Annotated in this window: 12 protein-coding genes and 1 pseudogene; 11 read left to right on the forward strand and 2 right to left on the reverse strand. The window is 37.9% G+C overall.

Going from position 1 to position 13,363, the window contains the following annotated elements; genetic code table 11:
- The first annotated feature begins 222 nt into the window (after positions 1-222).
- From CXF95_RS14055 to CXF95_RS14085, 7 genes and pseudogenes are all read left to right on the forward strand, one after another.
- The gene (locus CXF95_RS14055; protein WP_101199256.1) at positions 223-2,835 is read left to right on the forward strand and encodes a glycosyltransferase; all 2,613 of its coding nucleotides are present in this window, start codon (positions 223-225) and stop codon (positions 2,833-2,835) included.
- Positions 2,836-3,990, forward strand: a complete 1,155-nt coding sequence (locus CXF95_RS14060; protein ID WP_101199257.1) for a glycosyltransferase family 1 protein — start codon at positions 2,836-2,838, stop codon at positions 3,988-3,990.
- A 12-nt stretch (positions 3,991-4,002) separates the two neighbouring features.
- On the forward strand, positions 4,003-4,941 hold the full coding sequence (locus CXF95_RS14065; protein WP_101199258.1) for a GDP-mannose 4,6-dehydratase: 939 nt from the start codon (positions 4,003-4,005) through the stop codon (positions 4,939-4,941).
- Positions 4,942-5,085: 144 nt separating this feature from the next.
- Positions 5,086-5,937: a sulfotransferase domain-containing protein gene (locus CXF95_RS14070; protein ID WP_101199259.1), complete on the forward strand. Its 852-nt coding sequence runs from the start codon at positions 5,086-5,088 to the stop codon at positions 5,935-5,937.
- An 85-nt stretch (positions 5,938-6,022) separates the two neighbouring features.
- A pseudogene (locus CXF95_RS30665) lies at positions 6,023-6,160 on the forward strand (GDP-mannose 4,6-dehydratase); the annotation flags it as partial.
- Between the two features lie 190 nt (positions 6,161-6,350).
- The gene (locus CXF95_RS14080) at positions 6,351-7,241 is read left to right on the forward strand and encodes a WcbI family polysaccharide biosynthesis putative acetyltransferase (RefSeq protein WP_157828150.1); all 891 of its coding nucleotides are present in this window, start codon (positions 6,351-6,353) and stop codon (positions 7,239-7,241) included.
- Entirely contained in the window at positions 7,234-8,052 is an 819-nt protein-coding gene (locus CXF95_RS14085) for a sulfotransferase family 2 domain-containing protein (RefSeq protein WP_101199261.1), read from the forward strand. The genes CXF95_RS14080 and CXF95_RS14085 overlap by 8 nt, the downstream gene beginning before the upstream one ends.
- A 442-nt stretch (positions 8,053-8,494) precedes the next feature.
- Here CXF95_RS14085 and CXF95_RS14090 read toward each other — a convergent pair whose 3' ends face one another.
- A complete protein-coding gene (locus CXF95_RS14090) occupies positions 8,495-9,256 on the reverse strand; it encodes a sulfotransferase family 2 domain-containing protein (protein WP_101199262.1) in 762 nt (253 codons plus the stop codon).
- Between the two features lie 885 nt (positions 9,257-10,141).
- Here CXF95_RS14090 and CXF95_RS14095 point away from each other — a divergent pair.
- From CXF95_RS14095 to CXF95_RS30670, 3 genes are all read left to right on the forward strand, one after another.
- Positions 10,142-10,447, forward strand: coding sequence for a hypothetical protein (locus CXF95_RS14095; protein ID WP_101199263.1), 306 nt, complete (start codon positions 10,142-10,144; stop codon positions 10,445-10,447).
- Positions 10,448-10,490: 43 nt separating this feature from the next.
- Positions 10,491-10,928, forward strand: a complete 438-nt coding sequence (locus CXF95_RS14100) for a hypothetical protein (protein ID WP_101199264.1) — start codon at positions 10,491-10,493, stop codon at positions 10,926-10,928.
- A 246-nt stretch (positions 10,929-11,174) separates the two neighbouring features.
- Positions 11,175-11,333 carry a hypothetical protein gene (locus tag CXF95_RS30670; protein ID WP_232787845.1) on the forward strand — a complete coding sequence of 53 codons (159 nt, stop codon included), beginning with the start codon at positions 11,175-11,177 and terminating at the stop codon, positions 11,331-11,333.
- On the opposite strand, the gene CXF95_RS14105 is transcribed toward CXF95_RS30670, so the two are convergent.
- The gene (locus CXF95_RS14105; RefSeq protein WP_101199265.1) at positions 11,330-12,520 is read right to left on the reverse strand and encodes a Fic family protein; all 1,191 of its coding nucleotides are present in this window, start codon (positions 12,518-12,520) and stop codon (positions 11,330-11,332) included. The two genes, CXF95_RS30670 and CXF95_RS14105, sit on opposite strands and share 4 nt — an antisense overlap.
- A 334-nt stretch (positions 12,521-12,854) precedes the next feature.
- Here CXF95_RS14105 and CXF95_RS14110 point away from each other — a divergent pair, with 334 nt between their 5' ends.
- Positions 12,855-13,214 carry an antitoxin Xre/MbcA/ParS toxin-binding domain-containing protein gene (locus CXF95_RS14110; RefSeq protein ID WP_101199266.1) on the forward strand — a complete coding sequence of 120 codons (360 nt, stop codon included), beginning with the start codon at positions 12,855-12,857 and terminating at the stop codon, positions 13,212-13,214.
- The last annotated feature ends 149 nt before the right edge of the window (positions 13,215-13,363 follow it).

Genomic DNA, 13,363 nt, shown 5'->3' on the forward strand with positions numbered 1-13,363 from the left:
ACTAATTAGGTGCAGTGCTTCGGCTAGTAGCGAAAGGGAAAGGTACGCAACTGATGACATTTCACTTTAAAGTAGCAAATCCAAAAATCACTTGGCAGCACTTGATGTATTTGATGGTTTTTTGAATAAAAATCAGTGTGTAGCTGCTTTGTGTGAATATCAATCAAATATACTTTGATGTAAATTTTTTATAGATCGGAAGAAGAATAAGTGAAATCAAACATGAACAAAAAAATTGTAGTTGATATGGCGGTTTTAGCGCAAGGAGTTAAAACTGGCGTTTATAGAGTGGCACATGAGTTAGTTAACTTTTTGATTCACAATGAACATTATGACCTAGTTTTTACATTATCCATAGAAAAGGAATTTTTACGGCAACATAACGTTAACTTAAGAGACGGGTTAGCGCAGTATGTAGAAGAGACCGGCTTTGAAGCTCCATTTATAAACATTGAGTTTGATCCTGCATTTGTTAATGCGGATTACTATTTAACGCCTTTTTTTAGTGTTCCAGAAAATTGGGCGAATGAGAAAAGAGCTACAAAATTATTGATTGCCTATGATCTGATCCCGATTATAAGCCCTGACTTTTGTGAAGAAGGTATAGTAGGGTTGATAACTGAATTTTATCAAGAGATCCAAAATGATTGGCAGGTTTTTGCAATTTCAGAATGCACAAAACAAGATCTACTTAAATATCGGCCAGAATTGGATGCTGAGAACATAACTGTATTGTATTTAGGGGCAGATGATAAATATAAGTCTGATATTTCATTAGATGCTCAAAAAGCCGTTCGAGCAAAATATCACCTGCCTGCAGATAAAAGCTATTTTTTAAGTGTTGCAACATTAGAAATAAGAAAAAACCTGGAAACAACCGTTAAGGCGTTTGCTGACTTCGTAAATAATAATCCAGATAATGACTCAATTCTGGTACTTACAGGGATGAATGGTTGGAAGTTAGATAGGCTGAAGGATGAGTTAAACAAATGGCCTCAGATTATTGAACGCGTTATTTTTACTAGTTTTGTAGACGAGCTTGATTTACCCGCATTATACTCGGGTGCGGAAGCATTTATCTATTTGTCATATTATGAAGGTTTTGGTTTGCCGCCACTCGAGGCAATGTCGTGCGGTATCCCTGTTATCTCAAGCAATTCATCATCATTGCCTGAAGTTGTCGGAGACGCAGGAATATTAGTTGCTGCAAATGATTTTCTTGGTGCTTCGGTGGCTCTTAACTCAATTACTAACTCTAAAGATTTGAGAAACAAGTTATCAGCTAAATCTTTAGAGAGAGCGAAATTATTTTCTTGGCATAAATTTGGTCAAGAATTTATACAGCAGCTAGACAAAACACATGAACAGGTCGCCCCCTACTTAAGTATCATTACAATTTGTTATAATGAAGAACAAATAAAAGAGACTTGCGAATCTATTTTAAAACAATCATTTCAATGCTTTGAGTGGATAGTTGTTGATGGAGGTTCTAACTATGCCACGTTGTCAATATTAGAAAAATATAAGCCTCGAATGAATGTTTTTATCTCTGAAAAAGACAATGGCCGTTATGATGCAATGAATAAAGGAATTAAAAAAAGTTCCGGCAAGTATTTACTGTTTCTAAATGGTGGTGACTGCTTATATCAACCAGATACTCTTAAAAATATTTTTTCATGTTCAGTGCCCTTTGGTAAGCATAATATTTTTAATAATCCTTTTTTTGAAGACATAATATATGGTGAGGTGATAACTCAGGAAACAGGGTTAATGCCATACCCCGCATGGAAAACAGGCACCCAATCTCATGACCAAAATTTCTTTGCTGGGAGTAGCTTGCCTCATCAAGCAACATTTATTAAAAAGGCTCTGTTTGATAAATTTGGACTGTACGATTTGTCATACCAGTATGCGGGTGATTATGAATGGTTTATGAGAGTTTTGCTGAAGGAAGGGGCAAGATCACAGTATCTGCCGACTATTGTATCTACATATAATTTCGACGGTGCTAGTAGCCAAAGCCCTGCAGAAGATGCGCCACACATATTAGAGATTAAAAGAGCGTACGATACCTACAGTCAGCCTGTCGTAGGTTCGAGTCTAGCAGAGCAGCCACAAACAAACATACAGCACAACAATATTGGGCTATGTGTTACAGGCGCAACGAGTCATTCTTTGCTTTCAAATATAGACGGTGTTAAAAAGTATGCTGACCTTAACTATTTTGGTTCGCTTTTAAGTAAATCTTCAAAGTATTTAACCCTGCACGATATTACGGCCATAGGTAGTTATATAGAGCTGCTTTTCAATTCGAGATTTTCTAAAAGCGATGCGATTGCTATAGACTTTCTAAAAAATACTAGCGTTGCTGCCGGCGCCTTATATACATATATTCACAGGCTAAGTGAAATAATTATGAATCAAAAATATGTTATTGATTCTGTCCCTTACATGCGAGTTGCGATTAATATTCGCGGATACCTTAAAAAACTTCAGCGAAATTATTTAGATTTGGCTTTTGACTACGAAAATGATTTTAATGATAAATATGTACTCCTTATTCAAGAATCATACATATATCTATTAGGTAGAAAAGCAACGCATGAAGAAATAAGTAATTGGAAGGGGACCTTGTCTGAACACATTATAAATCCGATAAATTTCTTTAGTGCTGTGAATAATAGTGAGGAAGCGCGCACATATATAGTTACATCCAATCAACTTGCTCTAGAAAAAGTACACACCATACTCACACCATATAGTATGTTACAAAAAGCGCTACGGAATCATGCACTAAATAATAAATATTCTAATAATATATCTGAGGTGAACTAAATGATAAAACTACTTGTAGATGGAGTTTTTTTTCAACTTAATAATACTGGTATTGCCAGAGTATGGGCGACTATTCTTACTACGATCGCCAGCTCAGATGAAATTAAAGTTTATTTTTTAGATAGAGGGAACGCCCCTGAAATTTCAGGAATTACATATATTTCTTTTATTAAATATACAGAATTACAATGCGCTACCGATTCAATAGAGATCCAAAAGATTTGTGACTCATATGAGATAGATATTTTTACTTCAAGCTATTATACGACACCTCTTTCAACGCCGATGTTAATGATGGTATACGATATGATACCGGAATTACTGAATCATGATTTAACTCCAAGGCCATGGATGGAAAAGGAAGTTACTATTAATTATGCATTGCGTTACTTATGTATTTCTGAAAACACAAGGTATGATTTATTAGCATTATACCCAGAAATTCCGGAAGCTAATGTAGCTATGGCCTATTGTGGTGTTGATAGGCAGTCCTTTTACCCTAGAAATAGTAAAGAAATCGAACGCTTTAAAAAAGAAAACAGAATTTCAAAAGATTATTATGTGTTCGTAGGTTCAAGAGGAGAGGCCGGTAATTATAAAAATAGTCATTTGTTTTTTGACGCGTTGGAATATTTGTCTCCAGACTTTGATGTGGTTTTTGTAGGTGGGGAGCAACAAGTTAGTGAATCAGTAGTATCGAAGCTCCCAAAAGGCGTAAATTACATTCAATTAAGGTTGACCGATGAAGAGTTATCCACTGCTTATGCTGGCGCTATAGCATTAGTATATCCATCTTTATATGAAGGTTTTGGTATGCCAGTTATTGAAGCTATGGCATCAGGTTGCCCTGTTATTACAACAAGTCACGGCTCATTAGCTGAAGCAGCAGGAAATGCTGCATTAACGTTAAAAGGTACGTGTGTTCAAGAAATGGTTGATGCTTTAAAACATATACGAGATCCAGCAACGCAACGACATTTGCGAAAAGTAGGTCTCGAGCATATTGAAATATTTAATTGGGAGCATATGGCGGAAGTGTTTATTGCGGAAACTAAGGCTCTTTTTCAGCAATCTTCAGGCGGCGATACAAATAATTTTTTACAAGGCTGGAAACAGTTGCGGTTGATGCAAGCAGAAGTAGATGAGCTAAAATAAGAGGTTAATAAAATGAAAGCACTAATTTGCGGTGTCAATGGACAAGATGGTAGTTATTTAGCGAAATTCTTACTAAAAAAAGGTTATGAAGTCTGGGGTACATCCCGTGATGTTCAAGCCAGTAGTTTAAATAACCTTGAACGTTTAGGTATAAAAGACTCAGTCAAATTGGTATCGATGGCCCCCGGAGACTTTAGAAGTGTTTTTACCGCTATGGATAAGAGCGAACCAGATGAAGTTTATTACCTTTCAGGTCAGAGTTCAGTTGGTTTATCTTTTGAACAGCCTGCTGAAACATTAGAAAGTATTGTGTCGGGTACTTTAAACGTACTTGAAGTGTTGCGCTTAAGACATCGTGATACTCGGCTTTATCATGCAGGCTCCAGTGAATGTTTTGGGGATACTGACGGATTACCAGCGGACGAATCAACCCCTTTTAAACCACGTAGTCCATATGCCGTCGCGAAGGCATCAGCGCATTGGTTGGTTGCAAATTATCGAGAGTCATATTCATTACATGCAAGTACGGGGGTTTTATTTAATCATGAGTCACCGCTGCGGCCGAAACGCTTTGTTACGCAAAAAATTATTGATAGCGCAAAGAAAATTGCCAGTGGTGAAATGGATAAATTAGTGTTAGGTCGACTTGATATTCAACGTGATTGGGGATGGGCACCAGAATATATAGATGCTATGTGGCGTATGTTGCAGTTAGAAACGCCTGAAGATCTGGTTATAGCCACTGGACAAACCCATAGTCTCGAGGAGTTTGTTGCAGAAGCGTTCGCTATTAATGGCTTGAATTGGGAAAAGTATGTAGAAATTTCCCAAGAGTTCTATCGCCCTACAGACATTTTATATAGTGGTGGAAATCCAGCGAAAGCACAGCAGTTATTGAACTGGAACGCAAAAACAAAAATGGCTGACGTTGTGCGTTTAATGAGTGAATAGTTCACTATCAATACGTACTAGAAATTAAATTTTACTGAAAGAAATAATTAAAAAAATGACTGTGTAATTTAAATGTGGCAGATTTATTTTTGTGATTAAATTGGCCGCAAGGCATGAAGAAATATTAGCTTATAGGATTTTATTATGAATGTTGTATGGATTAGCTCTTACCCTAAATCAGGAAATACATGGGTAAATCATGTGTTGCAAACAGCTAAGGACTCTGGATACCCTCAAGGAGAAATGGATGTATATAATGTAATGAGATCCGATAAGTTGCCATCAATTTGCCCAATTATAAATAAAGAAATTTCGAAAGAACCAACTATAGTCCTAAAAACACATGCACCGTATGCTGATTCTATGCACAAAAAACTCAATCTTAATACGGTTGCTTTTATTCATGTGATAAGAAATCCATTGGATGTTTTGCTTTCGTACATTAACTTTTCACGCATCGACTATAGATTGTGGGGAAACAGAGAAGCCTGCGCAACAAGATTCTTTATTGATTTTATGGGATTTGAGCAAATCATACCATATGAAGAATGGGTAGATACTAAACTTGAAGATATCCCCCAGTTTAATTTAGATCATGCACTTGAGAAATTTAGTTTAGGAAACGGTAAAATACCAAATGTCGATAATATGAGTGGTACATGGTTTGAGCACTCCGAGTCTTACTACAATGTCAGAGATCAGATACCTAATATCGTTTTGAAGTATGAAGATATGTTGGAAGATTCAAATACATTTATACAATTAAAAGATATTTTTCAGATTGATGCTCAAACCATTATTAATTCGGTTAATAGCATCAATGAGAGGAATATTGGGCTTAGTAAAAAAGCTGAAGGTGATACGGGTATTTTTTATAATAAAATGGCATCGTTCTATTATGTGAATTATTTTTCTAAAGCGACTATATCCAACTTTATCGCAGACCACCAAGTGAGACTAGCTAGATTTGGGTATGGCAATCTACCTACATCGTAGCTATGTTATAAAAACAAATTTGGCCTATTTAAATGTTGATTTATATGAAGTGTGAATATTCTGAAAAAAAGCGTTAATTACTGGGATGACCGGTCAATATGGTTCTTATTTAGCCTAATTATTATTAGAAAAATAATATGAGGTGCATGGCATTAAACGTCGTGCTTCTTCATTTAATACACAACGTGTTGAGCATATTTATGAGGGCATCCATGTTGAAAACGCACACTTATAAGTATAAGCGTGTAATTACCTCTACATACCAATATTAAGCGAGCTTCAGCATAATTATTACAGTAAATTAACATGAGGTAATTATGGTTATTCAATAAAAAACCAAACACTGGAAAGCTGTTTTTGAGCGGCATCGTTCTGCTGGTTTATTTAATTATTTACAAAAAGGGGAGTATAAATTGAAATTAGTAATAGTGGGTAATTGCCAAATAACATATATAGGTGAAAGATTGAGGCAAGGACTCCAACAAAATTCAGAAATTTATATTCCCAAGCCCATTCATCTTATCAGTGACGAAGATATTATTGAATTGCATGAAAAAGTTACAGAGTGTGATTGTTTAGTAATTCAACCAATTGGCGACAATTATCGAGGATCTGTTGGGTTAGGTACCAATTTCTTAAAAAACATCTTGCGAAATGATGCACAATCTATAGTCATACCTAACTTATATTTTGACGGTTTATTCCCTACATTTGGTTACCTAAGTGATAAAAATAACAGTAGAATCCTAGCCCGTGACAAATTGTGGGAGGGACAAAAACCACCGTTTTCTGATTATCACGATTATTTAATGGTGATATGTGCGAATAAAGGGTTTAACTCCAGTGAGTTCATAAATTTGGTCAATAGTAACTTACCAGCTAACCTTATCGAAAAACTTTTCGACAAAAGTTACAATGAATTGAAGAAAAGGGATCGCGCTTGTGATGTCAAAGCGACAGTTTTATTTGATTCAGCAGACTTTTCACCAAATAATTTCAGTTCTTTTAATCATCCTTCTAATGCTTTAATGGATAAGCTTGCTACTGCTATTTTGGAACTGGCCGGAATACCTGGAGCTGTTTTTAGGGATGATACGGTTGAAGAGTTTAAACACCCCAAATTAACTGTATATCCGTTTTTATTTGATAGTGCTAATGAATTTTTTATTGAAGATACTATTAAAAAATATGATTTCTACTGCAATTATTATCAATCACAGGGATTTAAGGAAAGAATCGCAGGAGTTAAACTATCAAACGAATACCAACTAGCACAAGAGATTATCGAGGCAGCTAATGTATAATAAAATGGTTTTTCATCACATTCCTAAGACAGCTGGCAGTTCGTTGAGGCGGATTTTCTTTGAAGAGTTATTTGAGTTAAAACAATCGTATTGGCATTACTCTACTCCTATTAAGTTAGAAATCGAAGTTTTCGATTTTGTTTCGTTAGTGAACCTTAGTAATCTGAAAAGCTTGGCTCAGAATGATGCTGCTAAGGTGCGAGAGCAGCTTAAAAATGAAATTTCAAAAAAAGAATTCATTGGTGGTCATTTTACCTATCCTAATTATGTCGATTTGTTAAAAGGTTTGGAGCAAGAAGACTTTTCACTTCACGTAGCAGTGATAAGAGATCCTTTTGAGAGACTGATTTCTTATTGGGAGTTTTGTCAACGTAAAAATGAGCATCCTTATAAATTTGATGGAGGGTTTGAGGAAGCGCTAGAATCCAAGCATCGTTTTTTTACAAATTGTACCTGGGAACAGAATTGTTATATTTCTGGGAAACGCAGTTTTAACGAATCCTTAGATGTTTTAATGAACAAAAATTTCCTAGTCATAGAACTAAATAAATTGAGTTCTCTTGGTACTACGATTAGACAACTGTTTAAAGACAACTCTAATATCAAGCTCAAACCAGACACGAACGAACAATCTGATGTCGTGACAAATGAACAATCTAATATTGCGACAAATGAAAACGTAAACCCAAATAAGTCCTACTTAAAAGAATACGAAAAATTCAGGCCTCTTCTGACAGATTTACTTGAAGAAGATCAGAAGTTATTCGACTTTTTGCGCGAAAATGATGGCATTTTTTGCAATAAAAAATAGCAGAGAATTGAGAATTTGATAATTTTATAAATTTAACTATTCAATCGGCACTTTAAAGTTAACGGGCTAAATCATAAATATGGTAGACGTGTAGCACAGACAGCGGGGTCAGTCACAACGAAACCAGAAATGACAAAGAAAACGTCTACACCCAGGAAACGTCTAGGAAAATTTTTCCAGGAAGATGGTTGAATTACTGCGAGAACAGGCAAAGCCCTTAGACCATCAATATCTGCGCTATAGTTTATCGGTTTAAAGTGCCAAATTCGAGGATTGGAAGATATTCGGCCGTCAAGGGTGAAGGCCTCTATTGCACTGACTCCTCACAGCGGCAGCTCCATCACAGATAGCGCTCCCATCCGCTTCCCAATGGCAGATTGATGTTGCCACTTTTGAACATTAGATGATGGATTTTCTATCTGAGTTATATCCCATGGGTAACTCAGATCTGGTTTCGAAATGTCTTCTGGGCTAGTTCATACAGACCCAGATCATACTTATTTCTTGCGCGTATGATGTTGATCGCATCCGACATGAGCTCTGGTTCTTCATCAGGGTTAACCTTTCTCTGATTAAGTTTTACTTCGTTGGCTTCCCATCCCAAACAGCTCGAAAATAAGCTCAAGCTATCAGCCATCTCCTCTTGTAGACCGAACAACGTGTTATTGAGGAGGTTGTTTTTTGCGCATAGGAACATATCGTCATCACAGGCTGTAATTTTTGTTTGGTTGCTAGCACTGAATTCGAACAAAGGCATGTAATAGGGGTTATAACAATGCCAGCCGTAATTCGACAGAAATCTGGTTTGCATATTGTCGAGTATTACCTCAAATCTATTTGAGCGAGCGAATTCTATGAGAGATAAACCTGAAACACCAGGATGGGCTGTGCTTTTAAGGTGATAGAAGTGGCTTACAACTCGGTCAACAGGATCTCGTAACATTGTTATATATTGAAAATCGGATTGCCCAAGATACTCATGCATGGAAAAGCCAAAGTGCCCCAACACAATTGTCTGACCATCAATCGGCGATTCGGCTGATAGCTGATTGAATTGCTTTATCTGTTCGGAAATGCCCTTTCCACTCCTGTCATGTGCGACATGCAAGGTTAGGCTTCGCTCGCAGTTCTTCATTCCAATATCGCGCAAGCTACTACCTGCGGTCTTAGGGATGTGTGCGAACAGTATTACTTTTTTCGTCATTTTTCTTCCTGAGATGGAATTTACTTAAGGATAAAAGTTGAAAGCGCTCTCACTAAAAGTTGAAAGCGCTCTCACCTAGTGTCGCACATTTATTCAGTCGCACCAAAAAATGCAACTGCAAGAATCCGTGCTGCTTATTATTCTAAAATGAGGAGTATAGGTAAAATAGCATTCGGAGTATATACCCGTCAGAAGGATCGTGGGGTCAGGTCTTGTATTTTGCATATCTTCTTTTTTAAACTATGGTTATTTTATTAAAGGATCGTTAAAGGATCGTGGGGTCACTCATTAGCCCTCTCCGGTCAAGCAGGTATGCGTCATCCCTTATGTTTTATTTCAACTAAGTAAATCGTTGTGCTTGTTCCATCCTTTGCAGCTGATTATTTATATGCTCCTAAAAAGGATCGTGGGGTCAGGTCTTGAAGGATCGTGGGGTCAGGTCTTGTATTTTGCATATCTTCTTTTTTAAACTATGGTTATTTTATTCATATCTAGTTTAGACGAGAGAAGATATGAGTCGGTCATTACGATTAGAAGTTGCAGGGTAGGTACTCTCTAGCATATGACTTCACAAGGTGATGGTAGAAACTTAATTTATTTTCAGACTTATGATTTTGAGTTTTTTTGCAAAATACAAGACTTGGCCCCGGTCCGTGCAAGACCTGACCTCGGTCCGTGCAAGACCTGACCCCGGTCCGTGCAAGACTTGACCCCGGTCCGAAAGGCCGGGGTCAGGTCTTGTATTTTGCATATCTCCCTTTTTAAACTATGGTTATTTTATTCATATCTAGCAGCAAGAATGCCGGGGTCAGGTCTTGTATTTTGCATGTCTCCCTTTTTAAACTATGGTTATTTTATTCATATCTAGTTTAGACGGGATAAAATATGAGTCGGCCATTACGATTAGAGTTTACCGGGGCGCTTTATCATATTACTTCTCTGGGTAATGGTATAAATTTGATCTATCTTCAGGATGATGATTTTGAGTTTTTTTGCAAAATACAAGACCTGACCCCGGTCCCTGTGACCCCGGTCCCTGCTGACCCCGGTCCCATGTTGGCGGACACTCAGCCGCAATACGGCAAAAAATATGATATTAAGAATCACCCTAGCGTGAATTTTCATACAACACAATCATCTAATAGCGCCACTAAGAGTGGCAATGTTAAATCGACGAGTGGCATAGATTAGCAAATATTCATTGCGAATGTGAATGCTTAGTAAAGGAGTTGATATGCAAAGTAAATTGCAAACTGAAGGTTATGTTGGACCATTTGAACTTAATCAAGATGAAATGGTAAACCGAGTAATTCGACAATTGGACGTATCCAAGGACCAATTCAAAAATTTCCACCTTAATAGCGCAACATGTCTTCGTTTATTAAGTGCCCCGGAACTTAAAAGCCAAGTAGAGCAAAGTTTTGGTAAGGAGCTGCTGTTATGGCGAACCAATAGTTTTAAGAAAACGGATGGCAGTGGCGAAGTGAAGTGGCATCATGATCGCCACTTTGAACATGGTGATGCCCCGATCGACTTTTCAAATTTAGGTAATCACTTTTCTATACTTGTCGCTTTGACCGATATTGATGGCCGGGGGAATAGCGGGGTCAGGTCTTGTATTTTGCATATCTTCTTTTTTAAACTATGGTTATTTTATTCATATCTAGTTTAGACGAGAGAAGATATGAGTCGGTCATTACGATTAGAAGTTGCAGGGTAGGTACTCTCTAGCATATGACTTCACAAGGTGATGGTAGAAACTTAATTTATTTTCAGACTTATGATTTTGAGTTTTTTTGCAAAATACAAGACTTGGCCCCGGTCCGTGCGGGATGCCGGGGTCAGGTCTTGAATTTTGCATGTCTCCCTTTTTAAACTATGGTTGTTTTATTCATATCTAGTTTAGACGGGATAAAATATGAGTCGGCCATTACGATTAGAGTTTACCGGGGCGCTTTATCATATTACCTCACGGGGTAATGACAAGAACCGAATCTATTTTCAGGATGATGATTTTGAGTTGTTTTTGCAAAATACAAGACCTGACCCAGTCCGTTGTGCAGTGCTTTTAAGTTAGATATCAAATTCATTGTCATTTTGTGTTTGTCCATAAACCGGCTCTTGAGTTGGATTAGGTAATAAAACTCCGTATCGTGTATTCCTGCCGCTACCTGGCAACTTTGCTAATACACGCTTCTTATACAAATCGGTTAAATCTCTAGTAGCGGTTGCTCTTGAGCATCGTGTCATGTTCTGGTATTTTTTAGCGTTAATGCCCGTGACGTATCCATCCTTACCTGCATCAAGCATTTTTTTTATTAGCTTCTTTTGTCGGTCGTTCATAGGTGTATTGCGGTGAGTATCCCAAAATTGCGCTTTACCTAATACAAAAGCAATGTTCTCACCCGCATTTACTTGGGCAAGCGATATTACAGTACTGAAATATTCTACCCATCGCGTTACGTCTAAATTTGTATCTGCAAGACTTGCTTGATGAAGTTGCTCATAATAAGTAGATCGATCTAATTCAACTGCAGACGATATACTTAGTAATGGTGGTTGGCCTAGTCCTTGTCCTATTGCATGTTCAGCGATTGCCCTTCCAATTCTACCGTTTCCATCATCAAATGGGTGAATCGATTCAAACCACAAATGTGCGAGTGCAGCCCTTTGCGTACAGGGCATTTTTTCAGGCTCTCCTATAATCGGTGCCGTATTGTTATACCATTCAAGAAATATAGCCATTTGACTATCAAGTTCTGTTGCTGGTGGTGCCTCAAAATGAACCTGTTGATAACCAATTGGGCCTGATACTATTTGCATTGGCTCTAATGACTGGCGGTATTCGCCTATTAATGGTTGATGTAATACACCACCCTCAGGTAACACCATTTTGTGCCACTGGCATAGTGTCGCTTTTGAAAGTGATTGATTTATATTCTTTCTGACATCCATCATTAGTGCTGATATGCCAAGCACTTTAGGATCAATTATTCTTTCTGGTGGTAGGGTCATGCCAAGGTGGTTTTTTAATGATGAGCGAACGCTTGCGCGATCAAGTATTTCACCTTCGATGGCAGATGTACTGATTGCCTCAGATACCATCAATTCAAGATACGCATCATATTGGTCCGATTTTTCTAACATGCTAACTTTGCCCGTGAGCTTGCCTGCATTAAGGGTAAATTGTGAGTGTGCAGCCTGCCCAGCTTGAGGTTGGTAAACAAAATTAGGCCAATTAGGGTGTTGCCAGTTGTATTTCATAATGGATTGAGGCGAATAAGGACTTAATTGCCTCAATATACAGTGTAATTATGAGGCGATAAAGTTTTTTATCGCCTCATAAAAACAGGACGGGGTCAACAGGCTGGGGTCTTGAATTTTGCATATCTCCCTTTTTAAACTATGGTTGTTTTATTCATATCTAGTTTAGACGGGAGAGAAAAACACAAGTCCCTATCTTGCTATTCTTCCCCAAAAAGATTAAGTAAGTACCATTCTGATCTGCCCTCTTGATTTAAAAAACGGGAATCTTATTGATTTGACAGCTTTAATGACATATATTTAGGTCAAATTCAGGGACAGTTGGAGTGTTTTCATGTCAGCGTTGATGCAGCAAGTGTACGATAGTAATAAGCTCATATCGCCTACTGCGATGGCGAATGTGTTCCATATCACCGTCGAAGAAGTGGCGGGGATGACGGGTATCCCCAAAGCATCCTTGAAGCGCTCAGACCGGTTTAAAAGCGTTAAAACGCAAGTTAAACTCAAAAATGCACTTGAGATCATTGCGCTCGTTACGCCATGGTCAGGGAGCGAATTACAGGCCTATGCGTGGTACCGCAGTGAACCCATTCCGGCGCTTGGCAATATAACTGCTGAAAGTGCGGTAAAAATGGGGCAAGCCCAGTCTGTTCGTGACTACATAGAAGCCATTGCACTTGGCGGCTATGCCTAAGTTTTCGCATTACCAAGGAATGGTTTACCGTGCGCATGATCCACGCTGGGCGTTTGATCCAGCTTCCGGTGAAGGCGCAAAGTGAGGCCGGGGTCAAGTCTTGTATTTTGCACGGAAAAAATAGCGGGGTCAGGTCTTGTATTTTGCAC

The organism is Paraglaciecola sp. MB-3u-78 (genome assembly GCF_002835935.1).
Taxonomy (GTDB): Bacteria; Pseudomonadota; Gammaproteobacteria; order Enterobacterales; family Alteromonadaceae; genus Paraglaciecola.